The sequence below is a fragment of the Ruegeria sp. I1 genome, assembly GCF_056532675.1.
In genome coordinates, this window is sequence record NZ_JBQFNM010000005.1 from 215,820 (window position 1) to 240,423 (window position 24,604).

At 57.1% G+C, this 24,604-nt stretch carries 23 protein-coding genes and 1 tRNA gene; 10 read left to right on the top strand and 14 right to left on the bottom strand.

Annotated features, from left to right (window positions below; genetic code table 11):
• Window positions 1-11: 11 nt before the first annotated feature.
• The 4 genes from ACR0DH_RS11665 to ACR0DH_RS11680 form a co-directional block, all read right to left on the bottom strand.
• The gene (locus tag ACR0DH_RS11665; RefSeq protein WP_480541346.1) at window positions 12-1,073 is read right to left on the bottom strand and encodes a methyltetrahydrofolate cobalamin methyltransferase; all 1,062 of its coding nucleotides are present in this window, start codon (window positions 1,071-1,073) and stop codon (window positions 12-14) included.
• Between the two features lie 9 nt (window positions 1,074-1,082).
• Window positions 1,083-2,009, bottom strand: a complete 927-nt coding sequence (locus ACR0DH_RS11670) for a methylenetetrahydrofolate reductase (protein ID WP_480549126.1) — start codon at window positions 2,007-2,009, stop codon at window positions 1,083-1,085.
• Window positions 2,010-2,035: 26 nt separating this feature from the next.
• Complete coding sequence (locus ACR0DH_RS11675) at window positions 2,036-2,332, bottom strand: virulence factor (RefSeq protein ID WP_170533008.1); 297 nt, start codon at window positions 2,330-2,332, stop codon at window positions 2,036-2,038.
• Between the two features lie 247 nt (window positions 2,333-2,579).
• Window positions 2,580-4,466, bottom strand: coding sequence for a PhoX family protein (locus tag ACR0DH_RS11680; RefSeq protein ID WP_480549124.1), 1,887 nt, complete (start codon window positions 4,464-4,466; stop codon window positions 2,580-2,582).
• Between the two features lie 180 nt (window positions 4,467-4,646).
• Between ACR0DH_RS11680 and ACR0DH_RS11685 the strand changes: the two genes are divergently transcribed.
• Window positions 4,647-5,759 carry a Ppx/GppA phosphatase family protein gene (locus ACR0DH_RS11685; protein ID WP_480541340.1) on the top strand — a complete coding sequence of 371 codons (1,113 nt, stop codon included), beginning with the start codon at window positions 4,647-4,649 and terminating at the stop codon, window positions 5,757-5,759.
• Window positions 5,759-6,475 carry an RlmE family RNA methyltransferase gene (locus ACR0DH_RS11690; protein WP_480549122.1) on the top strand — a complete coding sequence of 239 codons (717 nt, stop codon included), beginning with the start codon at window positions 5,759-5,761 and terminating at the stop codon, window positions 6,473-6,475. Before ACR0DH_RS11685 ends, ACR0DH_RS11690 begins: the two co-directional genes overlap by 1 nt.
• Window positions 6,476-6,477: 2 nt before the next feature.
• Here ACR0DH_RS11690 and ACR0DH_RS11695 read toward each other — a convergent pair whose 3' ends face one another.
• Window positions 6,478-6,666 carry a hypothetical protein gene (locus ACR0DH_RS11695; protein ID WP_480541336.1) on the bottom strand — a complete coding sequence of 63 codons (189 nt, stop codon included), beginning with the start codon at window positions 6,664-6,666 and terminating at the stop codon, window positions 6,478-6,480.
• Between the two features lie 108 nt (window positions 6,667-6,774).
• Window positions 6,775-7,641 (bottom strand): YihY/virulence factor BrkB family protein, encoded by an 867-nt coding sequence (locus ACR0DH_RS11700; protein WP_480549120.1) that lies wholly within the window; start codon window positions 7,639-7,641, stop codon window positions 6,775-6,777.
• A gap of 144 nt (window positions 7,642-7,785) precedes the next feature.
• Between ACR0DH_RS11700 and ACR0DH_RS11705 the strand changes: the two genes are divergently transcribed.
• Together ACR0DH_RS11705 and cls are read left to right on the top strand one after the other, a co-directional pair.
• The gene (locus ACR0DH_RS11705) at window positions 7,786-8,856 is read left to right on the top strand and encodes an AI-2E family transporter (protein WP_480549118.1); all 1,071 of its coding nucleotides are present in this window, start codon (window positions 7,786-7,788) and stop codon (window positions 8,854-8,856) included.
• Window positions 8,857-8,929: 73 nt separating this feature from the next.
• On the top strand, window positions 8,930-10,342 hold the full coding sequence (gene cls, locus ACR0DH_RS11710) for a cardiolipin synthase (protein WP_480549116.1): 1,413 nt from the start codon (window positions 8,930-8,932) through the stop codon (window positions 10,340-10,342).
• Here the strand turns inward: cls and ACR0DH_RS11715 are convergent.
• Window positions 10,332-10,787, bottom strand: coding sequence for a potassium channel family protein (locus ACR0DH_RS11715; RefSeq protein ID WP_480541330.1), 456 nt, complete (start codon window positions 10,785-10,787; stop codon window positions 10,332-10,334). The two genes, cls and ACR0DH_RS11715, sit on opposite strands and share 11 nt — an antisense overlap.
• Window positions 10,788-10,961: 174 nt before the next feature.
• On the opposite strand from ACR0DH_RS11715, the gene ACR0DH_RS11720 reads away from it, so the two are divergent.
• From ACR0DH_RS11720 to ACR0DH_RS11730, 3 genes are read left to right on the top strand one after another with little or no spacing between them, the layout of a single operon-like run.
• Entirely contained in the window at window positions 10,962-11,609 is a 648-nt protein-coding gene (locus ACR0DH_RS11720; RefSeq protein ID WP_480549114.1) for an ABC transporter ATP-binding protein, read from the top strand.
• Window positions 11,606-14,020, top strand: a complete 2,415-nt coding sequence (locus ACR0DH_RS11725) for an FtsX-like permease family protein (RefSeq protein WP_480549113.1) — start codon at window positions 11,606-11,608, stop codon at window positions 14,018-14,020. Before ACR0DH_RS11720 ends, ACR0DH_RS11725 begins: the two co-directional genes overlap by 4 nt.
• Window positions 14,010-15,050, top strand: a complete 1,041-nt coding sequence (locus ACR0DH_RS11730; RefSeq protein WP_480549112.1) for a lipocalin-like domain-containing protein — start codon at window positions 14,010-14,012, stop codon at window positions 15,048-15,050. The genes ACR0DH_RS11725 and ACR0DH_RS11730 overlap by 11 nt, the downstream gene beginning before the upstream one ends.
• On the opposite strand, the gene ACR0DH_RS11735 is transcribed toward ACR0DH_RS11730, so the two are convergent.
• From ACR0DH_RS11735 to ACR0DH_RS11760, 6 genes are all read right to left on the bottom strand, one after another.
• Window positions 15,051-15,482 carry a universal stress protein gene (locus ACR0DH_RS11735; RefSeq protein WP_170532978.1) on the bottom strand — a complete coding sequence of 144 codons (432 nt, stop codon included), beginning with the start codon at window positions 15,480-15,482 and terminating at the stop codon, window positions 15,051-15,053.
• Window positions 15,479-18,091 carry a TRAP transporter permease gene (locus tag ACR0DH_RS11740; protein WP_480549111.1) on the bottom strand — a complete coding sequence of 871 codons (2,613 nt, stop codon included), beginning with the start codon at window positions 18,089-18,091 and terminating at the stop codon, window positions 15,479-15,481. The genes ACR0DH_RS11735 and ACR0DH_RS11740 overlap by 4 nt, the downstream gene beginning before the upstream one ends.
• A 102-nt stretch (window positions 18,092-18,193) precedes the next feature.
• A complete protein-coding gene (locus tag ACR0DH_RS11745; protein ID WP_480541320.1) occupies window positions 18,194-19,162 on the bottom strand; it encodes a TAXI family TRAP transporter solute-binding subunit in 969 nt (322 codons plus the stop codon).
• Window positions 19,163-19,482: 320 nt separating this feature from the next.
• The gene (locus tag ACR0DH_RS11750; RefSeq protein ID WP_480549110.1) at window positions 19,483-20,694 is read right to left on the bottom strand and encodes a glycosyltransferase family 2 protein; all 1,212 of its coding nucleotides are present in this window, start codon (window positions 20,692-20,694) and stop codon (window positions 19,483-19,485) included.
• Window positions 20,695-21,032: 338 nt separating this feature from the next.
• Window positions 21,033-21,740, bottom strand: a complete 708-nt coding sequence (locus ACR0DH_RS11755) for a class I SAM-dependent methyltransferase (protein ID WP_480541318.1) — start codon at window positions 21,738-21,740, stop codon at window positions 21,033-21,035.
• 158 nt (window positions 21,741-21,898) lie between these two features.
• A tRNA-Leu gene (locus ACR0DH_RS11760) sits at window positions 21,899-21,984 on the bottom strand.
• A gap of 145 nt (window positions 21,985-22,129) precedes the next feature.
• Between ACR0DH_RS11760 and ACR0DH_RS11765 the strand changes: the two genes are divergently transcribed.
• Together ACR0DH_RS11765 and ACR0DH_RS11770 are read left to right on the top strand one after the other, a co-directional pair.
• On the top strand, window positions 22,130-22,708 hold the full coding sequence (locus tag ACR0DH_RS11765) for a YqaA family protein (protein ID WP_170532969.1): 579 nt from the start codon (window positions 22,130-22,132) through the stop codon (window positions 22,706-22,708).
• Window positions 22,705-23,172, top strand: coding sequence for a disulfide bond formation protein B (locus ACR0DH_RS11770; RefSeq protein WP_480549108.1), 468 nt, complete (start codon window positions 22,705-22,707; stop codon window positions 23,170-23,172). The genes ACR0DH_RS11765 and ACR0DH_RS11770 overlap by 4 nt, the downstream gene beginning before the upstream one ends.
• Here ACR0DH_RS11770 and ACR0DH_RS11775 read toward each other — a convergent pair.
• Complete coding sequence (locus ACR0DH_RS11775) at window positions 23,169-23,756, bottom strand: HNH endonuclease (protein ID WP_353007716.1); 588 nt, start codon at window positions 23,754-23,756, stop codon at window positions 23,169-23,171. The genes ACR0DH_RS11770 and ACR0DH_RS11775 overlap by 4 nt on opposite strands.
• Before the next feature lie 212 nt (window positions 23,757-23,968).
• On the opposite strand from ACR0DH_RS11775, the gene ACR0DH_RS11780 reads away from it, so the two are divergent.
• Window positions 23,969-24,574: an rRNA large subunit pseudouridine synthase E gene (locus tag ACR0DH_RS11780; protein WP_480549107.1), complete on the top strand. Its 606-nt coding sequence runs from the start codon at window positions 23,969-23,971 to the stop codon at window positions 24,572-24,574.
• Window positions 24,575-24,604 lie beyond the last annotated feature (30 nt).

Below are 24,604 nucleotides of genomic sequence, written 5' to 3' on the forward strand. Positions count from 1 at the left end.
TTGCGTTCAGCTTAGGCGCGGCGGCGGCGACCGCCTCCGCGACGTCCTCGCCCTTCGCCCTCGGCTCCGGGTGCCTCGGGGGCTTTGTTGAACCTGATCCACTCACCACCATGGGGGTCGTTGTTGGTGAGCAAATTGGCGGCGCGGATGGCCTCCATTTCTTTACCGGCGCGCGGTAGGGTCGATCCCAAACCGAACATCTGCACGAATGTCTCATCATCCATACCTTCAGGCAGGATGATACCTGCGGCGGCGACAGCCTCTTTCTTTTCGGCAATCTTCTTTTGCGTGACCGGCAATGCCACCGGGTTCATGATGGCCGAGGTCATGCCAGCGCCCATCGCCATCGGCAGGAAGGCGTTGTTGATGCCGTGACGGTTTGGCAGGCCAAACGAGACGTTGGAGGCACCGCATGTCGTGTTCACGCCCAGTTCTTCACGCAGGCGGCGAACCAAAGCGAACACCTGCTGACCTGCGGTCGCCATCGCGCCGATGGGCATCACCAGCGGGTCAACGACGATGTCATGAGCTGGGATACCGTAGTCAGCAGCGCGTTCGACAATCGTCTTGGCAACCGCAAAACGCACGTCGGGATCTTCGGAAATGCCAGTATCGTCATTCGAGATGGCAACAACCGGCACGTTGTATTTCTTCACCAGCGGCAAAACCAGCTCCAGACGCTCTTCCTCGCCGGTGACCGAATTCAGCAGCGGACGGCCTTCAGCCGCCTCAAGACCCGCTTCCAACGCACCAGGGACCGAGCTGTCGACGCAGAGAGGCACATCGACCAAGCCCTGTACCAGCTCAACGATCTTGCGCATCAGCGGCGGTTCGGTCTCGTTCGGATTGGGGTTCGAGTTGTAGACAACACCCGCATTGATATCCAGAACGGTCGCGCCTGCAGCAACCTGCGCCAGCGCGTCTTTCTCGACGGTCGAGAAATCGCCCGCTTCCAGTTCGGCGGCCAGTTTCTTGCGGCCCGTGGGGTTGATCCGCTCGCCGATCACGCAGAACGGTTCGTCAAAGCCCAGAACGGCAGTTTTTGTTTTTGATTCTACGACTGTACGGGTCATGTCCGTTCCTTAGGAATTTGCGGGCTTTGCCGAAGCGCCGCCGTTATTGATCGCCCAGTTGGCGTTGGTCTTAATCCCGCCCAGCGGGAAGAAGTGGACGTTGGTGATGTTGAAATCCGGGTTGGCCGCTTTGTGGTTGGCCAGTTCGGTGACAACATCAGTCGGCTCATAGGGCAGCAACAGCTTGGACACGTCCATGGCGCGTTTCTGCAGAACTTTCAGCGACGGACCAACGCCACAAGCGATGGCGAACTTGATCAGGGTCTGCAGTTTGGCAGGGCCAGCGATGCCGATATGGACCGGGATGTCGATCCCCGCCTCTTTCAGACTGTCAGCCCAGGCAATGATCGGCTTGGCGTCAAACGCGAATTGCGTGGCCAGCGCCATTTCGGCATCCGTGGTCTCAGAGAACTTCTGTTTCCAACGCAGTGCGTCATCGACATTCTTGGTCGAGCCGTCCGGGTCGATGTCTTTGTTGCCCTCGGGGTGGCCTGCGACGTGCAGACGTTTGAAACCAGCCTTGTCGAACAGACCGCTCTCCAGCAGCTGCATCGAACTGTCGAACTCACCATGGGGCTTTGCAACACCACCGGCCAGCAGCAGCGCCTGCTCAACACCGGCTTCACCCTGATACATCGAGATCCAGTTCTCCAGCGTCGCCGCGTCCTTGATGATCCGCGCCGGGAAGTGTGGCATCACCGGATAGCCATCATCAGCGAGGCGCTTGGCGGTCTTGACCATATCTTCGATGGGTGTGCCCTCGATATGCGCGATGTAGACGCGGGTGCCTTCGGGCAACAACGCGCGGAAATCTTCAACCTTTTCGGCGGTGCGGGGCATCACCTCGATCGAATAGCCCTGCAAAAAGGCTTCGACGGTCGGATTAACCGGCCCGTTTTCGACCGCATCACGTTTCTTGAAGTTCAGCAAAGCCATTGCGGCCTCCCATAGCTGTCTCGGGCTCATGCCCAACCGTCATTGGCGATCAGCGCTTTGATGCGGTCCTGATCGTATTCCGTTTCCAGACGCACGGCCTGTGCCTCCGCAATCTCGGACGGGTCGCCCTCAACTGCAAAAGGCGCGGCTTTGCGCCATTCCGCAAGGTAGGCATCACTGTCCTTGGCATTCACCTTCATGGCGGCGCGGTCGATGGCTTGTTCAAACCGTTCTTCCAATTGCCGCTTGGCGCCGCGACGGCCTTTGCCGACGATGACCTGAGCGGGAATGTCGCGCCAGTAAACGATGGTGACGTCAGGCATTGCTGTGATTCCTCCTAACCCGATGGGGCGGTTCTAAACATCTATATGGGCCTGGGTCGGTCGGTTTTCGACACAAGTGGTATTTCAAGCGACTTTTTGGCCTACGGTTGTGTATCGGCGCTTGTAGCTGAGTTCCCAGCCAATCCGCATATCAAAATTCTCATTGTCACTATGAAACTACTGCATGAAACAGAAAAACCCCGGACGAAGCTATGCGTCCGGGGTCGTCGTTCAAAGATCAGCGATGTTAGCCGACCAGACCACCGTCTTCGCGGGTCACCGCGATGATTGCAGAGCGTGGAACCGCGTCACCGCCTTCGGGCCAGTGGCTGTTTCCATCTTCGCCCGGGTGCTGGACACCCACGAACATGGTGCGGCGATCCGGCGACCAGCTGATACCCGTGATCTCACACTCGTTCGGGCCAACCATGAAGCGGCGGATTTCGCCGGTGACCGGATCGCCGGCCAGCATCTGGTTGTTACCCTGTCCGGCGAAATCGCCTTCGTTGCCATAGTTGCCGTCGGTCTGGATCCACAGCAGCCCATTGCTGTCGAACTTCAACCCGTCGGGCGAGTTGAACATGTTATCCGCATTGACGTTATCCGAGCCGCCATAGGCGTCTTGATGCACAGTCGGGTTACCGGCCAGAACATAGAGGTCCCATCCAAAACCTGCCGCGGTGTGATCGCCACCATTCGGGGTCCAGCGCACGATTTGGCCATAGTTGTTTGCCTCACGTGGGTTTGGTCCGTTGACCGATGTGTCATCTCCACCGGCATTCGGCTTGACGCCCCGGTTCTTGTTGTTGGTCAGACAGCAATAAACCTCGGGCGAGTTGGGGTTTGCGGCAACCCATTCCGGACGGTCCATCGTAGTCGCGCCAACCGCTGAACCGGCCTGACGTGTGTGGATGCTGATTTCAGCCTGCGAGGCCAAACCCGTGGTTTCTGGCGTTAATTCCAGCCACTCACCCGTGCCGTCGTCGTTGAACTTCGCAACGGACAAAGTGCCATTTTCCAGCAGCGCATTGGTGTCAACGCCTGCCGCATAAACGCCGTCCGATACAAAGCGATACAGGAACTCGCCCCGTTCATCATCGCCCATGTAAACGACGACGCGACCATCGTTGTTTACAACCGCTTCAGCGTTCTCATGCTTGAAACGACCCAGCGCGGTCAGCTTGCGTGGGGTCGAATTTGGATCGGTCGGGTCAATCTCCACCACATAACCTGCGCGGTTCGGCTCATTGGGGTTTTTCGAGACGTCAAAACGGTCATCGATCTTGGCCCAGCCATAGCCCCAATCCTTGGACGAGACGCCGTAGCGCTTCAGTTCAGGGCTGACCTCGTGGTTCTCATCAGCTGCCGAGAAGTAGCCGTTGAAGTTTTCTTCACAGGCCAGATAGGTGCCCCAGGGCGTCATGCCGTTGCCGCAGTTGTTCCAGGTGCCCTTCGAGGTGGTCCCTGTTGCATCAGCTGCTGTTTTCAGCAGATCGTGCCCAGCCGCCGGGCCGGTCAGGGCCATATCGGTCTGCGGCGTAATACGACGGTTGTAAGGGCTGTCCTTGACAATCGCCCATGTGCCATCGGTGTTGGCGATCTCGACCACGGTGACACCATGGGCCATCATGCCCTTGGCAACATCATCGTCCGAGGCCGCCTTGGCATCGGGGTTATTGCCCCAAAGGATGTCACGGTTGGTGTATTCGTTGTTCACAACCAGCAGCACATGACCATCATGCAGGAACACATCCTGACCGTCGGTATTGTCGCCGAATGCACGTTCTTGGCTTGCAGCCGTACCGCGCGTTGCATGGTCGAATTCGGGTGCATCGGACCAAAGCGGGTCCCCCCAGCGCACCATGACCTCGGCCTTGTAGCCCGCAGGCACAACAACGTCATCTGCGGTGGAAACCGGGATTGCATCAAACGCAAAACGATCCGCAGCCGCGCGTGCACCTGAGGGGACAAACGAGCCCGCGACAGCCGTAAAACTGCCCATCGCCAGAACACCGCCCAAAAAACCGCGTCGCGACAAGGCGCGTTCAACCACACGGTCAAATTCGCATTCTTCGGGGCGGGGATTTACGACCTCATCATATTCATCAAAAGAAAGGGTGTGCTCGTCTTTCATGGCAATCTCCATATCTGGCTGAAAGCTGGTAGAGAATCCCGTATCGGGGCTCGGCCACGGGATCGCACCCCAGTATGAACGCGGTGTGACACTCACGTTAAATTCAAAATTGAAATCACTTGCGCGTCGGCGATCCCCCGCCTAGGGTCAAACTAACTCGAAAATCGGAGGGCGTGACGAATGGCGCCCAAGCGTCCCAAAGGTGCGGGCGCGTTCCCGAAGGCGGTCGAAAGCCCCGCGCCGGCAAGACCCGATCCAGATGCGCTCTATGCGGCGTTGGATCTGGGGACAAATAGTTGCCGCATGTTGATCGCCCAGCCCAAGGGCAGCGGGTTCCATGTGGTCGACAGCTTCTCCAAATCCGTGCAATTGGGCGCGGGTCTGGAACGGACGGGGCGACTGTCTCGGGCCTCGATGTCGCGCACGGTTCAGGCCCTGCGCATCTGCCAGCAAAAGCTGAAACGCAACAAGGTCAAACGGATGCGTTTGGTCGCGACCGAAGCGTGCCGCCGCGCCAAGAACGCGCGCGACTTCATCCGTCAGGTGAAGCGCGAAACCGGCCTGACGCTGGAGATCATCCAGCCCGAGGAAGAGGCACGGCTGGCCGTTATCTCTTGTGCGCCTTTGGTCTCCACCAAGACCGAACAATTGCTGGTCGTTGATATCGGCGGCGGTTCGACCGAACTGGTTTGGATCGACATATCTTCGATTCCCCGCCGCGATCGCCCGGCCGCGATCATGCGGCTTCACAATGGCTTTCACACAGCTGACAGCCCCTTCCCCGCCGCAAAGGTCGTGGATTGGATCAGCGTGCCCCTTGGTGTCGCCACCCTGCGCGATCAGTTCCACGACGTCGAAGACGACTCGGCTCGTTTCGCCCTGATGAGTTGGTTTTTCGAAGAAAATCTGGCCGACTTCGCCCCCTACAAGGACGAACAAACCCGCGAAGGATTCCAGATCGTCGGCACCAGCGGCACGGTCACAACCGTTGCCGCGTCGCATCTGGGGCTGAAGCGCTATGACCGAACCAAAGTGGACGGTCTGCGCATGACCAGCGATCAGATTGACAAAGTCATCCGCGGGTATTTAGAACTCGGCCCTCACGGGCGCCGCCGCGACCCCCGGATTGGGGATGACCGGCAGGCCCTGATCATGTCCGGCTCGGCCATTTTGCAGGCCCTTTTGCGTTGCTGGCCCACCGACCGCTTGTCTGTAGCGGACCGGGGGCTGCGCGAAGGTCTGCTTTATGCACAGATGAGTGCGGACGGCGTATTGGAAGACGGACCGTTCTGATGGCAAAGACACCGAGTGGAAAAAACACCTCAGGCCGCGGACAGCGCGACCTGAAGGTAAAGGTAAAGACGGCGCGTGGGCGTAAGCTAAGCTCAACACGTTGGCTCGAGCGGCAGCTGAACGACCCCTATGTCAAACGCGCAAATGCCGAAGGGTATCGCGGGCGCGCGGCGTTCAAGATATTGGAACTGGACGAGAAATTCCGATTCCTCGTACCCGGTGCGCGCGTCGTGGATCTGGGTTGCGCCCCCGGTGGCTGGCTGCAGGTTGCGGTCAAGCGGGTGAATGCGCTGGGCGAGAAGAGCGGCAAGCGCATTGGCACTGTACTGGGCATTGATCTTCAAGAGGTCGAACCGGTTGCTGGTGCGACGGCTCATGTACTGGATTTCATGGAAGATGACGCCGATCAAAAGGTCAAAGACTGGCTGGGCGGCAAGGCCGATGTGGTGATGTCGGACATGGCCGCCGCGTCGTCAGGCCACAAACAGACCGACCATTTGCGGATTATGGCCCTGTGCGAAACGGCTGCGTATTTTGCCTTTGACGTGTTGGAAGAAGGTGGCACGTTCGTCGCCAAGGTTCTGGCCGGAGGCGCCGAGGGAGATTTGCAAAAGCTGTTGAAACAGAAGTTCGAGAAGGTCGCCAACGTCAAACCGCCCGCATCCCGGTCGGACAGTTCCGAGAAATTCGTTGTGGCGACAGGGTTTCGCGGCTGAAGTTAATCTTCTGTCGTCAACTGCACTGCAAGCGGATGCTCCTGAAAAGACGCGGCTGCAAGGTTCTGCATCTCAACAACCTCTGAATGGTTCAGATAAACCGGCTTACGATCCCGCAACTGCGCGATACGCTGCTCCAATGACCCCTTCACGTCCCCTACACAGGGATGTTTCTGCATCGTTTCTGACATACGCCACCTGCAAACAAACCTGAGGCTGATGCCCCTAAGGCTGTCTACAAGTGAATTTTGCCGGGATCATGGCCCAATACTGGCAAGCGCGTGCCGATCCATCGGCACCTAGGCCTGCACGCCCGTATCGTCTTTTGATAGATCAATCAGCGCGCTGTTGTATTCGGCCCCCAAAATCACAATCGCAGCGCAAAGGTACAGGAAGATCAGCGCGGCCATGGCCCCGGCCAAACCGGCGTAAGTGGCGCTGTAGCTGGCGAATTGACCGACATAGATCGAAAAACCCCATCCCCCGGCCCCCAATAGCGCAAGTGTTAGAAACACGCCCGGCAGGATCTGCATCAGACTGTGACGTCGCGTGGGCAGAACAAGATGCGCCATCAGAATCGTCACTACAGGCACGGCCACTGCAAAGGTCCACCGCAGGCGATCCGCCGACAACCAAGTCGCGACATCTAAGTCTGTGTGCTCGGAAACCAGCGCCGTGTAGACGGGCAAACCCACCTCGACCGCTGCGACGATCAGGATGGCTGCACCGCCCAGAATGACCAAAGCGATACACAGCAAACGCGTTTTCCAGAAGGGCCAGCTGTCATGGTCGTGGTAGGCGTGATTCATAGCTGTCCGCACCGCTGCAACCCCGTTTGAGGCAAAGTAGACAGCTAGCAAACCGCCAAGCGTAATTGCCCCGGACCCGGACCCATCCAACACCGCCCGCAGCTCCGCCACAATCGGTCCGGCCACATCCTGCGGCCATGCACCAAAGATCAGATCGACCAGTTCATCCGTCACATAGCCCTGCGAAAGTGCCCCTGCCAGCGCGACGGTGAACAGTACAAAGGGAAACAGCGCCATCATCATCGACATAGCGACATGGCTGCTCATGACAAAGCCGTTCTTGGCATTGAACCGCCGCAGCGCCAGAAACAGCGCCTTGACCGGACGGGCAGAGAACAGAATCGAAGCACCAGACATGGTGCAACCCTAGCCCGCCGACGGCCAACGTAGAAGTCGCTCGATCACAAATCCGGAATTATAAACAGCTGACAGCATTGCATAAACCTATCGGGCTGTGCAGGATCAGAGCACGCATGCGCCCTGCCCCAAGTCAGGTTATCTATGACATCGGACCCCAATACGCCCACAACGCGCCGCCGCCTCAGCCTGTCTGTGGTGCGCGACAGCTGCATCGTTGCAACTTTGGTAGTGCTGGGGCTCTATGCAGGCGCTGCTTTTCTGATCCCACTGACACTTGCCCTTCTGGTCAACGTTCTGATCATCGCCCTGAGCGATCGCGTCATCTCCCTGACCCAATCACCGATATGGCTGGCAAACCTGGTCGGAGTGACAATTGTGTTGGCCGGTTTGTTTACCATAATGTACATATTGGGCAGCCAGGCGACCCAATTCGCACGCGGCATCACCACCTATGAAGCCCAGTTCGATAGCGCAATCAACCGAATTGCGGGATTGGTGGGCAGCGATGTGACAACGTTTATCCGGGACAACCTTGTCAGTATCGACATGTCCTATCTGGCGCGGCTGTTGCTGGGCAGCGCAACATCGCTGCTGAATCAGTTCTTTCTAATCAGCCTCTATGTTTCGTTCCTTATGGTCGAACGTTTGGCCTTTCGCAAAAAGATCCAGCTGGCTGCGGGAAGCCCGGAAACCGGGAAAGAACTGTCGGCAATGCTGGATGCAATCTCGTTCAGCCTACAGCGGTATGTCGGTGTCAAAACCCTGATCAGCCTGATCACGGCGGGTATCAGCTATAGTATCTTCCGCATGCTTGGCCTGGAATATGCCGAGACATGGGCAGTTCTGACCTTTGCCTTGAATTTCATCCCTTCGATTGGATCGATCATTGCCGTGGTGTTTCCGGCTATGATCGCTTTAGTCCAGTTCGAAAGCATCGGCCCGTTTCTGATAGTGGTTCTGGGCTGCGGCACGATCCAGTTCCTGATCGGCAATTTCCTGGATCCTGCGATGCTGGGCCGGTCCCTGAACATGTCCACATTCCTGGTCATACTGGCGTTGACTTTCTGGACGACGGTCTGGGGTTTGATCGGAGCCTTTTTGAGTGTGCCCCTGACGGTCTGCATCCTGATCGTTTTCAGCCATATCCCGGCGCTGCGCCCAGTCGCAATCTTGATGTCTTTGGATGGGCGATTAGGGGACGACTCCAGATAAAAAAGAAGAAGAACGCAGCTTGGTTCGCCTATCGCCTCTAACCCAAAGCAAACAGACGGAGCCCTGAAAACAAATGTGGACAGTATTGGTATCTGCGGCCGTCTTTGCGCTTTATGTTACAGCCGCTATCTTCTCGCTCAGGGCAGCGCAGACAGCTCGCACACCGCAAGGTGCGGTTGGCTGGGTGGTCTTTCTAATTGCCGCCCCTTTCTTTGCCGTACCGATGTATCTGTTTCTGGGTCACCACCGTTTTCACGGCTATCGCATCGCCCGGCAAGAAAGTGAGCGCGTGGTCGAAGGGATCAAAACATTCGCCGATCACTCCAAGCCAGACCCTGAGAAAATGTCGATCAATCCCCGACCGTTCGAATTTCTGGCCCATCTACCCGTTTCGCGCGGCAATGGGGCAGAGCTGTTGATTGATGGCGATGCCACATTCGATGCGATTTTCGAAGCCATTGATGCAGCAAAGAACTACATCCTGATCCAATTCTACATCGTGCGCGCCGATGAATTGGGATTGAAGCTGCAGGAACGGCTCATCGCGGCCTCAAACCGCGGGGTGCATGTGCGGTTCATGACCGACGCGGTGGGCAGCTATGGCTTGCCGTCCGACTTTCTGGAAACCATGCAGAACGCCGGGATTGATGTCGCCGACCCGAAGGAACAGCGCGGCCCGAATTTTCGCTTTCAGTTGAACTACCGCAACCATCGGAAAACAGTGGTGATCGACGGAGAGACCGGCTTTATCGGCGGACACAATGTTGGTGTAGAGTATCTCGGTCAGGGCGAAAAGTTCGGCCTCTGGCGTGACACTCATGTAAAGATCACCGGCCATATCGTTCGCCAGCTACAGTTGATTTTCACCGAAGACTGGCACTGGGCCCGTGGTGAGGACCTGATCGATGATCTGGACTGGGCTGGCAGCGAATCTGATCAGGACATGAACGCGCTACTCGTCGCAACCGGGCCCGGCGATGATACCGAAACCGGCGCTATGATGTTCTTTTCGGCCATAGCCGAGGCAAAAGAGAGGTTCTGGATCGCCTCGCCCTATTTTGTGCCCGATATCGACGTCATGACCGCGCTTCAACATGCGGCGATGCGTGGAGTGGATGTGCGTATCCTTGTGCCCGAGGTGATCGATCACCGCCTGCCCTGGCTGGCCGCCTTTGCCTATTTTGATGAGGTTCGAAACTGTGGTGCGCGGGTGTTTCGATACACCGATGGTTTCATGCATCAAAAGGTGTTTGTGGTCGATGATACTCTGGCTGCGATCGGGACAACTAATCTGGACAACCGATCATTCCGGCTGAATTTTGAAGCAATGGCGTTGTTTTTTAATGCTGAGGCCGCACAGGCGGTGGAACGGATGCTTCTGGCTGATTTCGATAAAAGCTATGAACTGACGCGATCCTTGTTCCAGCAACCGGTCTATATTCGATTTGGTGCGCCCCTGGCCCGTTTGTTTGCGCCTATTCTTTAGGGGGTTGGCCCAAGGAAAAGAACCGTTCCTGAAACACCCGGGACATCAGCGCAACCATATAGGCCGTTGAAAGTCCAAAGGCCAAAAGCCCGGTAACCGACGCAAAAGATCCAAAAATCCTTAGCGCCTCACCCAAAACGATATCGCCATAGCCCAGCGTGGTGAACGTCACCAACGAGAAATACAGAGCCGTATTCCAATCCGGCAGCACCTCAAGTAAGACCCAAACGATCGCCCATATCCACACCTGAATTGTGTGTGTCAAAACGATAAACGCCAATGCGACGGCAATCGGGGCGGCAGTGGCCAGAAACAGCCCATGTTTTGACCATTTCGGCTCCATTTTGATTACAAAGATCGTGCACCAGGCCAGAAAGAATATCTCGACCACAAAGCAGAGCCCCAGAAAGGCACTGCCCCAAACAATCTGGTGCAGCAAGCTCATGTTTTTCCACCCTGTTCCGCGATGATCCCTTGAGTATTAGAATGGACTCTGCGGCGGAAAGGCACAAGACCGGCGTGCCCTCAATGTACCTGCGGCGAAACGCATCGGAGGGCGTTCGGCACTGGACATGGGTGAGTTCCGTTGCACATCCTGCATGAAAAAGCGGGGCAGATCATGCTGTTGACGATCGACAAGGTGCAGAAATCCTATCCTGGTGGGCGACCTGTCCTGCGTGATGTGTCGCTGACTCTGGATCACGGGCAGACACTGGCCCTGACCGGTGAAAGTGGCAGCGGCAAATCCACCTTGCTGAACTTAGCCGCTGCTTTGGATAGCTTCGATGCGGGTGAGATCACACTGGATGGCGTTGCCCTGACAGCGCTTGATGACGCAGGGCGTGCAGGGCTACGCCGTACTCAGGTCTCGCTGGTGTTTCAACAGTTTAACCTGATCCCGTCGCTCTCGGTGTCGCAAAACCTCTCCTTTCACGCCCGCCTAGCTGGCTGTCATGACCCGGCCTGGAGCACCCATCTGGCTGATCGACTGGGGTTGTCCGATTTGCTGGATCGTTTCCCCGAAAACCTCTCTGGCGGCCAGCAACAGCGCGTTGCCATTGGCCGCGCCATGGCTGCGCGGCCCAAACTGCTGCTGGCGGATGAGCCTACGGGTAACCTGGACGAAACTGCCAGTGCCAATGTTCTGAACCTGATGCTGTCCCTGGTTGCCGATACCGGGGCCGCTTTGCTTTTGGTGACCCATTCACAAGACATTGCCGCTCGGCTCGACCGGCGCGTGCATCTGGCCGGTGGTCGCATCGAATGACCAAGGCCGTCATACAGGCGCTGCTATCACATTGGCGCGCGCATTGGCTGCAACTGGCGACGCTGCTGATCGGCATCGCCTTGGCAACCGGTCTGTGGTCTGCTGTGCAAGCAATCAACGCCGAGGCGCGCGCAAGCTATGCGCGGGCCAATGCGCAGCTGGCCTTGGGGCAGTTTGATGAGTTGCGCGATCCAAGCGGCCCCGTCCCTTTGTCCCGATATGCCGAGCTGCGCCGGGCGGGCTGGCAGGTCGCTGCCGTTCTGGAAGGTCCTTATCGCGCCCAGGGTCGTACCCTGCGGGTGATGGGCGTAGATATGGTGGCCTACCCTGCATTGCCTGCGGTGACGGAAACCGAGCAGAGCGTTGATCCACCAGAGCCGGCCGATATCTTGACGGCTCCGGGCCGCTTGTTTGTTCATCCGGACCTTGCGCCGCTATTGTCTTCGGTTGAAGGATTGCCGCCGATCATCCTCAGCACGTCTCTGCCTGCCGATGTGATTTTGACCGATATCGGCGTGGCCGAAACCCTACTGGACCAACGCGGCAAGATTTCCCGTCTTGTGGTTTTGCCGAACCAGCCACGCGAGCGTCCGCCCCTGTCGCAGATTGCACCTGAGCTACAGCAGATCAGCCCGGCCTCGCAGGTCGATACGGCGCAGCTGACGGACAGTTTTCACCTGAACCTGACCGCCTTCGGATTACTGTCGTTCGCCGTCGGGTTATTCATTGTGAACGGTACCGTCGGGCTCGCCTTTGCCCAACGGCGCGGCATGATCCGAACCTTGCGCGCCTTAGGCGTTTCGATGCGGCGGCTGGTGTGGATGGTGTTGGTCGAACTGACGGTACTGGCCTGTATCGGCGGGGCTTTGGGCCTGATCCTGGGTTTCTTTCTGGCAGGTGCGTTGCTGCCGGACGTGGCCGCAACCTTACGCGGGCTTTATGGCGCACCTGTCACCGGGCAGCTGAGCCTGCAACCGAGCTGGGCACTGGCGGGTATGGCCATGGCACTGGTCGGCACCTTGGGGGCCAGCGGTCATGCGCTTTGGCGTCTGTCTCGTATGCCACTGCTCGAAGGACCCGGCGCTCAGGCTTGGCGCGGCAGCGGGCGATCACACGACCTGATCGGGATGGTCGGAGTGTTCCTGATCGCCTGCGGAACCGCCCTCTATTTCGGCATCGGTGGTCTGCTCGGGGGCTTTGCACTGCTCGCTGGGCTGTTGACCGGTGCAGCACTGGTTTTGCCCTGGTTCCTTTCGCTAGCCCTGACGATCTTTGCTATGAAAGCACGCGGGCCCGTATCTCAATGGATCTGGGCGGATATGCGGGCGCAATTACCTGGGCTTTCCTTGGCACTGATGGCCTTGTTGCTAGCGCTTGCGGCCAATATCGGTGTCGGCACGATGGTGTCCAGCTTTCGGCTGACCTTTGTCGGCTGGCTGGATCAACGCCTGACCTCGGAGCTGTATGTGACCGCCGCAGATGATCAGCAAGCGGCGGACATCATCGCGTGGCTGACCCCTCAGGTGGACGCAATTCTGCCCATCCGCAGTGCAGAACTTACACACGAAACCGGCCCGCTGTTCCTGTATGGCGTGGTCGACGACCCGGTCTACCGGGATCACTGGCCATTGATCGCACGATCAGATGGCGATTGGGATCGGGTGATGTCAGGACAGGCAATCCTCATTAACGAACAGCTGGCCCGGCGCGCGGATCTTTGGCCCGGAGATGTTCTGGCGCTGTCGTCGGCTGCCTCTCTGCCCATTGCAGGCGTCTATTCCGACTATGGCAATCCAACCGGTCAGGCGATCGTGTCGATGTCCCGTCTGGATAAGATCGCGCCGGGGGCTGATGCAAGACGGTTTGGCATTCGCATGGACCCAGATCACGCGACCGAGATGGCGCAATCCCTGCGCACTCAGTTCGATATGCCCCCGCGTAGCGTGGTCCAACAGGCGGCGATGAAGGCACAATCGCGGGCGATTTTCGAGAAGACATTTGTCGTCACCTCAGCCCTGAATATCCTGACCCTTGGGGTTGCCGGATTTGCAATACTGACCAGCCTGCTTACCCTTTGGACGCAGCGCCTGCCCCAAATCGCGCCGGTCTGGGCCTTGGGTCTGAACCGTGCGCAACTGGCCGGGTTCGAGCTGTTGCGCAGTGTCCTGCTGGCCGCATTGACCGCCTGTCTTGCTTTGCCCTTGGGGCTGGTTCTGGCCTGGGTTTTGCTTGCTGTCATCAATGTACAGGCCTTTGGATGGCGACTTCCGATGTTCCTGTTCCCGTGGGACTGGCTGTATCTGTTCCTTCTGACGCTACTGGCTGCTTTTGTGGCGGCGGCCCTGCCCGCGTTGCGACTGCTGCGCCTGCCCCCAGCCAGCCTGCTGAGAGTGTTTGCCAATGAACGTTAGAGCGTTTTTTCTTTTTCTGCTGGTCTGGCTTCCGACATCCGCACTAGCGCAAGGTTATGCGGGTCTGGGCGGATCGGCAGACGGGTTTGATGTGCCGCAGCGTGGCGTTCCGTTCGAGTTTCCTCAAGATCACGGGCCCCATCCCAGCTACCGGATCGAATGGTGGTATCTGACCGCCAATCTCAAGGGGGATGACGGGCGCGACTATGGCATCCAGTGGACCTTGTTTCGCTCGGCCCTAAAACCCTTTGATCTCGACGGTTGGCAAAGCCCACAGATCTGGATGGGTCACGCCGCTGTCACGACGCCTGAACGGCACTACTTTGCCGAACGCCTGTCGCGCGGCGGGATCGGTCAGGCGGGTGTCATAGCAAAACCCTTTGCCGCTTGGATCGACGAATGGCGCATGAGCGGGCCCGATTTCGATACGCTATCCCTGACCGCAAACGGAGAGGATTTTGGGTACACCCTGTCGCTAAACGCCCAAGGCCCATTGGTGTTTCACGGCGAAGATGGCTATTCGGTCAAATCCGCCGATGGACAGGCCAGCTACTACTATTCTCAGCCCTTTTATACAGTTGAAGGTACTTTGAACCTGCCACAGCGCGATGTCACCGTCACCGGTTCGGCTTGGCTGGACCGTGAATGGTCCTCGCAACCTTTGGCCGAAGATCAAAGCGGATGGGATTGGTTCTCGCTCAGCTTTGATGATGGCGACAAGCTGATGGTCTTCCGGTTGCGCGGGGATCGCGGGGATTTCACTGCCGCCACTTGGATCAATGCAGATGGCAGCACCGAGGCATTGCCGAACGGTTCCGCCGCATTCACCCCGTTAGAAACCGCAGAGGTCGCGGGACGAGATGTACCGATACGCTGGCAGGTGGACCTGCCGGACCGGGGGCTTAACGTCAAGGTCTCGGCCCTGATACCTGATGCCTGGATGGCCACGCGATTTGAATACTGGGAAGGACCGGTCATTGTCTCAGGCAGCCACGCGGGGCGCGGCTATCTGGAAATGACCGGGTATTGATCAGCGCACCACGTAGACCGAGGCTGTGGCGTGACGTACAACGCGCGCAGCATTGGGGCCCAATAGATAGTCTTTGAAATCCGGTTTATGAGCACCGATCACGATCAGGTCGGAGCCGGCGCCCTCTGCTGTTTTCAGGATTTCCTGATAGGCCGTGCCAGTGGCCACCACGTGGCGCATAGCGGCGTTGCGTTCCGCACCAAGTACAGAGACGCAAAGGTTTGCCAGCTTGTCATGCGCCTCGGCCAGCGCCTTATCGTGGAAGTCGGGCTCGAAAAAACCCGATACCCAGCTTTCGCCGAAATCAGGAAGCACGGTCACAACATCAAGCTGCGCCCCGTCCAGATCCGCCAGCCTAGCGGCTTGTTTCAAAACCGGACTATCCAGATCGCCATTGCTGATATCGACAGCGCAAAGAACTGATTTGGTCATGCTGTCACCTCTTCTTGTCTGGCGGCCCGGCCGCGTTGCAGGAAGGCGATCAGAGCCAGCAGGATCATCGCCGGTATATAGACCAACTGTTTCGGAGGCTGGCTGGACGGCAAGCTGACCGAGGTCAGACGTACCGGCTCATCCCCATAATAGTCGAAGATACCCAGATCATCGGCCACAGGCGTGCCAAATAGAGGCTCCTCAAGCTTGATCAGCCCATCTTCGGGGATCAGGATCAGCCCCATCGCCTCGACCCGCGCCGCGCCACCCTCTTCGTCGCCAACGGTGACAACAACGGTGGTGTCGGCCATTTCGAGCGTGTCGAAATCCGGGCCGGATATGACCAGTCGCACCTCAGACCCTGGCGGTGCTTGACCTATCGTTTCTTCAAACGCAGCGGGTTCAACCGACTGGAACGGAGGCGAGATGCGGTCCATGAAATAATCTGGCCGGAACAGCGCAAAGGCAACAAAGATCAGCGCGATGCTTTCGTAGATGCGGCTATGGGTCAGGAAATAGCCCATCGTGCCAGCCGTAAAGACCAGAATAGCGATGGTTGCAAATATAGCGACGATTATGCCTTCGACCCACGTCACGTCGATCAACAGCAGGTCGGTGTTGAAGATGAAAACGAAAGGCAGTGCTACGGTCCGCAAGCTGTAGAAGAACGCGGTGAAACCGGTCTTGATCGCATCACCGCCCGAAACGGCTGCGGCCGCGAAGCTTGCCAAACCAACAGGCGGCGTCACGTCCGCCATGATCCCAAAGTAGAATACGAACAGGTGCACCGCGATCAACGGCACGATCAGCCCGCTTTGCGCACCCAGTTCAACAACCACTCCGGCCATCAGAGAGCTGACGACGATATAGTTCGCCGTGGTCGGCAGGCCCATCCCCAGGATCAGGCTGAGGATACCGACCATGATCAACATCAGGATCAGGTTGCCGCCCGACAGGAACTCGACCAGATCGGCCATTACCTGACCCACACCAGTCAGGGTCACAGTGCCCACGATTACGCCCGCTGTGGCCGTGGCCAGGGCAATCCCGATCATATTGCGCGCGCCGTCGATCAGGCCTTGCCACAAATCAGCAACTCCGTCGATGAAGCGGTTGTAGACCTCGCTCTCGCCCCGGAAGATCGCCTTGAGCGGCTTCTGCGTCAGCAGGATCACGAACAACAGCGCCGTTGCCCAGAAGGCGGACAGACCGGGTGATTTCTGTTCGATCATCAGGAAGTAGACCAGCACGATGATCGGCAGCAGATAATGCAGACCAGCCTTGTAGATGTCGGCGATAACCGGCAGCTCGACCTCTTTGGCGTTTGGATCGTCCGGCTCAAGGTCAGGGACCTGCGCGGCCAGATACAGCAGAGCGACATAGACCGCACAGACAATCAGGCTCAGCACGATGCCTGCAGCGGTCGGAACCATACTGGTGACCGCTTCGACCGGGTATTGCGAGCCATAGCACAGGCCCGCAAAGACAATGAAAAAGGACAGCATTCCGACCACGGTCCGCGCAAGGTGGACCTCACGGTTGCCCAGCGTCGGCATGTTCCGCTTCACGGCTTCCAGATGAACGATATAGACTAGCGCGATGTAAGAGATCGCAGCCGGAAGGAAGGCATGGGTGATGACCTCAACGTAAGAAATGCCCACATATTCCACCATAAGGAAGGCTGCGGCCCCCATCACAGGCGGCATGATCTGACCGTTCACAGACGAGGCAACCTCGACCGAGCCTGCCTGTTCACTGCTAAAGCCCACGCGCTTCATCAGTGGAATGGTGAAAGTACCGGTGGTCACCACGTTGGCAATCGACGAGCCCGAGATCAGGCCGGTCGCTGCCGAACCCACAACAGCCGCCTTGGCCGGGCCACCCCGCAGGTGGCCGAGGGCGCCGAAAGCCATCTTGATGAAGTAGTTCCCTGCCCCGGCCTTGTCGAGCAACGCTCCGAACAGCACGAACAGGAAAACGAATTTCGTCGAGACACCAAGCGCGATGCCAAACACGCCTTCGGACGTGATCCACATGTGGCTCATCGCTTTTTTCAGACTTGCGCCTTTCCAGCGGATAACTTCGGGCACCCATTCGGAAGAACCAAAGAACACATAGGCGAGGAAAATCGTTGCAATGATTGCCATTGCCGGGCCAAGCGCGCGTCGCGCGGCCTCAAACAGCAACAGCAAACCGCACAATGCAACCCACTTGTCGGTATCATCTGCAAGACCGCCCGCATTGACGATTTTGTCATAGAAAAAATAGCCATAGAGCGCGACAAACGCCCCGAGCAGGCCCATGATCCAATCCTGTATGGGGATATAGTCTCGCGGGCTGGATTTCAGTGCCGGATAGGCTGCAAAGGCCAGAAACATCGCAAAGGCCAGATGAAACTGCCGTGAGTTGTTCACGATACTACCTGGCAGCACATAGTTCGCTATGGGCGAGGCCAAAACGACCTGAAAGATCGACCAGATCGCTGCCACAATGGCCAGGAAAATCCCGACATTGCCGACCGGATTACGTCCGCCCGCATCAGATGACGCCACAAGATCCTGAAGCTCTTCTTCGGATAGCGGACGATTGGATTGTGTGTCGGAACTCATGCAAATGTCTCCCCGTCGCGACCATTTTTGGCCTTCTGAAATACCCGCTTTGTGCGGGTTTGGGTTGCAGGGCGCCCGTAGGCGCCCTGCTTTAGGTCTGGCTTACTGAATCCAGCCTTTTTCTTTGTAGTACTTCTCGGCGCCCGGATGCAGCGGAGCCGACAGGCCGTCCGCGATCATCTCTTCGGGCTTGAGGTTCGCAAATGCCGGGTGAAGCTTTTTGAAGTCATCGAAGTTTTCGAAGACCGAGCTGACAACCGCATAAACCGCGTCATCCGACACATCCGCCGAGGTCACGAAAGTCGCGCCCACACCGAAGGTTGCTGTGTCGCCGTCCGAACCACGGTACATGCCACCAGGAATGGTCGCAGTCCGGTAGAACGAGTTGTCGTCGACCAGCTTGCTTACCGCGTCACCGCTGACGTTCACCAGAACCGAGTCGCAAGCTGTGGTCGCTTCCTGGATCGAGCCCGAGGGGTGACCCACGGTGTAAACCATCGCGTCGATCTGGTTGTCGCACAGAGCCGCCGACTGTTCGGCCGCCTTCAGCTCGGTCGCCAGTTCGAAATCGTCGGTGGTCCAGCCCATTTCGCCCAGCAGCACTTCCATAGTACCGCGCTGACCGGAACCGGGGTTGCCGATGTTAACGCGCTTGCCCTTCAGGTCTTCGAAGTTGGTGATGCCGGAATCGGCACGCGCCACAACGGTGAACGGCTCGGGATGAACCGAGAAGACGGCGCGCAGGTTCTCGAAAGGACCAGCTTCTTCGAACTTCGAGCTGCCATTATAGGCGTGGTACTGCCAGTCAGACTGCGCCACACCAAACTCCAACTCGCCTTCGCGGATGGTGTTGATGTTGTAAACGGAACCGCCGGTCGATTCGACCGAGCAGCGCACGCCATGTTCCTTGCGACCTTTGTTCACCAAACGGCAAATCGCGCCACCGGTTGGATAGTAAACGCCAGTCACGCCGCCGGTGCCGATTGTGATGAACTCTTCGGCATAAGCCGCAGGTGCCATCATCGCAGCGGTCACAAACGCGCCGAGGCTAAGCTTGCTGCTGTTTTTCATGTAAAAAACTCCCATTTTTTTAGTGTGGGCGGTAAAAGCCAAAAACCCTGCAATAGCGACGGAGCGCGCTGGTATCTTAGAACCGGCTGCCCTGCAATTGCTGCTACTTTTGAATTTTTCCAATGTCTCCCAACATCTTCGAGGTTTCATTCAGATACAATGAATGTCAAGACCAGCCCCGCGTAGATCGCGCCAAAGCAGCATATCTGAGGCTGTTTTTTGAACTTTCCCCGTTAAGCCATCAAAGACGAAGCGGGCTGCCCGCTTACACGGACAGCCCTGTGAAACTGTTGGTCAGCATTCTCCTAAGATCGGAAAAGTCAGTCGGAATCGGTGTTCTGTTCCCGAGTTGGAATCTCAATAATCCCGAACAAGAATGCGGCAAAGGCGGTTTGTACCGAAACGGCCATCAGGCTGAACCCGGCCACGGTCAGGCGTGTTGGCAGCGGGTTTTCGATGTTCCCAAACCCCAGGCGCGCCCATTGGCCGAACGCCACGCCGAACAAGATGACACCGAACAGGAACAACCAAAACGCAAATAGGGCGATATTGTCGGTAGTGGCCCAAGTTCGAAGAATCCGGCTGGGCTCTCCCACTGGCAGCAATCCGCTCCGGGTCGCTATCATCCGTGCCAAGGCGCCAAAGGTAAGCAACTGGGTTCCAAGGATGGTGATCACACAGGCGGCGATAAAGGTGTTTGTGCCCAACTCAACCGAGCCTGCAACCTGAACAGGACCGAACATCAGGATCAGGGCGGCCAGCCCGCCCAAAACGCTGAAAAACAACCCCGGATAGACAAACAGCCAGCGCGGATTGTGCATAAGCAAAAACTTGAGGTGGCGCCACCCATCCCGCCAAGTACGCAGATGCGGCGGGCGGCTTCGACCATCGGGCCGCAGGGTGGTCGGCACCTCAGCAATTTTCAGACGCGACATCGCGGATCGCGTCACCATTTCGGAGGCAAATTCCATACCGGAAGTGTGCAGTTGAAGATCCCGGATCGAGTCACGCCGAAATCCGCGCAAGCCGCAGTGGAAATCACCAATATTGATGTTGAACAAAAGCCGGCCAATGAAGCTGAGCACCGGGTTACCCAGATATCTGTGCAGAAATGGCATCGCACCATCCGAGATACCACCTTTGAACCGGTTGCCCATGACCAGATCGTTTCCGGCCCGCAGCGCTTCGACAAAGGGATCCAGGCTAGAGAAATCATAGCTGTCATCTGCATCGCCCATGATCACATAGGTGCCCAAGGCTGCATCGATCCCGCCCGACAGCGCCGCGCCGTATCCCTTTTGCGGGACATTCACAACACGCGCATCCAGAGCCTGAGCCATTTCAATCGAACCATCGGTGCTGCCATTGTCGGCAATCAGCACCTCGCCTTTAATCTGCGCACGTTCAATAAAATCCTGCGCTTTCTTAATACAAATCTCGATTGTTTCCGCCTCGTTCAGACAAGGCATCAAAATCGTAAGTTCAAGCGCGTCAGTCTGGCCGACGGGCTTGGCGGTTTCCGAGTTTCCCACCAATGGAACGTACCTTTCAAATCAATACACTAACCAATATTCCACGCACGGATCAGATTTGTAAGTGAACGATATGCGACATCTGCCGCTGTTTGAGTGATTGTTGGCAACAAAGCCACCACAAAACCGGCATTAGTTCCCAGAATCATAAAAACGCACAATTCAATCCGCGCAGCGAACTTAGGTGGTTTTTAGATTCAGGTACAGCTTTGTGAAGTCGAAACCTGTCCAGACTAATACCCAACAGATAACAAATCTGTGGCAAGGGTTATCAGCGATCACATGTGATGCCTACACAGTTTTCGTCCGCTGTCACTGTACCATTGGAACGACGGAACCTAGTTTGCTTTCTTGGTTATCGCTACCTGACCATTCAGAACCGGAATCGCCTTGTTTAGGTTTGTGAAAAAGCACCCAAAATACAGCAGGCTTTCGATTTCTTCTTCCTTCTCTGAAATAAACTGTGTCACAGCTTTGGTAACACCAGGGTGATCTGAGTTTGCATAGTCATCAAACATCATAAGCCCATCTGGTTTCAGCAAAGGCCAGCAAATGCGCGCATCTGTCAAACAAGCTTCAAACCTGTGATCTCCATCGATGAAAATCGCGTCATAGGTTGGTTTATGTTCGTGACGTTTTACAAAATCAAGAGACGTCGAACGGTCTAGAGTATAGCCGAGCTTTCCAAAAAGTTGAGATGTGTTTTCATAGATGGATTGAGCGCCCTGTTTGTTGCTCCAATATGCGCCAGTATACGGATCGGAATCGTCACCCAGATACGGGTCAACACCCGTGAATGACGCAACATTTGTTTTGCTTGTCGAAATATGTGACGCCCAGCCCCCCTTAAAAACCCCGATCTCGAGCATGTTTATGGGATTGTTAGAAAACTTCTTTTCAAAAATCTTCAACCAAATCGGTATCCTTTCAGATACATGTACAGAAACGATGTTCTCGGTCCATTTTGGTTTGAAGGTTGACGGATCTGGATACTCCCAAATACAGCCGTCAGGAACGCCATCAATCAAAAACTTGCTCTGCATCATACCTCCTAGACGCGCGAAACGACCCCGCATGGACTCTGCAAGAACCGTCATAAAAGGCAAGACCCAAGAATGGAGCTGAGGAAGTTTGAACGTTGGCTCCAGAAAGCTGCCGCAATAAAACCAAGAGAGATAAGAAACTCTTCAAGGACTTGAGATTGTGGTGCCCAAGGAGAGACTCGAACTCTCACGCCCGTGAAGGCGGGGGATTTTGAATCCCCTGCGTCTACCATTCCGCCACTTGGGCCACGGACACTGGATTAGCGCCCTCGTGCGGGAAGGTCCAGAGGCAAAAATCAACCAGCTTTCGGTTTGTTTGACCGCCAGCAGTTGACGGGTCCGTGGGTGCATGATTTGGCTTGCATGGGCAAAGACCGGGATTTGAGTAGACTATGTTGCGATCGCTTTACGACTGGACCATTCGACTGGCCGAGCACCCCCATGCCCTTTGGGCGCTGGCGATTGTAGCGTTCATCGAAAGCTCATTTTTCCCGATCCCGCCGGATGTGCTGATGATCCCGATGATTCTGGCACGCCCTTCGCGCGCTTGGCTTATCGCGGGTGTTGCGCTGGTTGCGTCGGTGCTGGGCGGTTTGTTGGGTTATGCGATCGGAGCATTCGCCTATGAAAGCATTGGCCAACCCATTCTGGAATCGATGGGCAAGGCCCACGCGATGGAAGAGTTCAACACCCGCTTCAACGATTTCGGCTTCTGGGCTGTGCTGGCGGCGGGGGTGACGCCCTTCCCTTACAAGGTCATCACCATTATGTCGGGCTGGACGGGCATGCCGCTTGGCACCTTCATAGCGACGTCGATTCTGGCGCGTGCGCTTAGGTTCTTTCTTGTGGCAGGCCTTCTTTGGAAATTTGGCGAACCAATCCGCGATTTCATTGAAAAGCGCCTGGGCCTGATGTTCACATTGTTCATCATTCTACTGTTCGGCGGCTTTCTAGCGGTGCGATACCTATGACACAGCGCAGTATTCTGATTGGTCTCGCCGCCGGCGGTTCGGCAGCATTGCTGTTAGGGGCCTGGGGTTTCCAATATCTCGGCGGGCTCGCACCCTGCCAAATGTGTGTTTGGCAACGCTTTCCACATGGGGCCGCATTTGTCATCGGGCTGATCGCACTGATGCTGCCCTTTGTCCGCCTGCTGCCATTGGCGGGCGCACTTGCAGCGCTGACGAGCGCAGGCATTGGCCTGTTTCACGCGGGTGTCGAACAAGGCTGGTGGGAAGGCCCAACCAGTTGTACGTCCGGCAGCATTGGCGGCTTGTCGGCGGAAGAATTAATGAACCAAATCATGTCCGCACCGCTGGTGCGATGTGACGATATCCCGTGGCAAATGCTGGGCTTGTCTCTGGCTGGCTGGAATGCCGTTATGTCTTTGGGTTTAGCGTTGATCTGGATCGCGGCCTGGCGGTCCAAGACCTAGAACTCATCCAGTTCTGCATCCCAGTAAAGGAAGTCGATCCAGCTGTCGTGCAGGTGGTTTGGCGGGAATTTGCGGCCAATGTTGCGCAAAGCCTCCGCATCGGGCTGGCGCGGGGGCTTGCGCAGGGACATCCCCGCCTGACGCAGGGATTTGGACCCTTTCCTCAAGTTGCAAGGGCTGCACGCCGCCACCACGTTCTGCCAGCTTGTCACCCCGCCTGCTGCGCGCGGAACCACATGGTCAAAGGTCAGATTGTCCCGGCTGCCGCAGTACTGACAGCGAAATTCATCCCTCAGAAACAAATTAAAGCGCGTGAAGGCCACGCGCTTTCTGGGTTTTACATAGTCCTTCAAAACAACGACCGAAGGTATTCGGATCTCGGTACTCGGGCTTCGGACGACTTCGTCATATTCGGCCACGATGTCCACCCTGTCCAGCCAGGCGGCTTTGATCGCCTCTTGCCAGGGCCACAGCGACAGCGGGTAGTAAGACAAGGGGCGGTAATCGGCATTCAAAACCAAGGCCGGGTGATGCTTGAGCGTCCCCGGCTCTCTTACAAATTCGGTCCTGAAGTCTCCGTCCATCACAGAATCGCTCCTCGCTCTCAGCTGCCCGTTTGTGACACCAGAGCGGAGAGCACCCGCCCCGGTCTTAAGATAACTATATATCGTGGTAAATCTCTGACAAGCCCTGAGTTTCCACAATATGTCGCTGATTGGGTAAGCCGAATCCGTAACAGGCGCATGACAGTTATCCACAGGTTGCGCACAGCGTGTTTTGCAGGCTATGGCGGGGCATGTCCTGGTTCATTCGATTCAATAAACCCTTTGATGTTCTGCCGCAGTTCACCGACCGCGCGAATGCAGACTCGCCGCGCAGCACCCTGTCGGACTTTATCGACCTGCCCGGCGTCTACCCTGCAGGACGGCTGGATCGGGACAGCGAAGGGCTAATGTTGTTAACCGATCATGGGAGATTGCAGGCACAGATATCGGATCCCAAGCACAAGATGGCCAAAACCTATTGGGTTCAGGTTGAGGGTGAACCTGACGCGGGCGCAATGAACGCGCTGAGGGACGGTGTTGAGCTGAAGGATGGCCTGACCCGCCCCGCCAAAGTACGTCAGATGGATGAACCAGCGGACCTCTGGCCCCGCACCCCGCCAATCCGAGAGCGCAAGACCGTGCCCGACAGCTGGATTGAACTGACGATCCGCGAAGGCAAGAACCGGCAGGTGCGCCGGATGACGGCCGCTGTCGGCCTGCCGACCTTACGCCTGATCCGCTATCGCGTCGGCGACTGGACTTTGGACGATCTTGAGCCCGGCCAATGGAACAGCCTACCCCTGCCCACCCTGAATGCGGCCCCGCAACGTAAACGAGACAGACGCGCACGGCGGTGACACAGCCCGCTTCTTTCTGCTAGAATACGG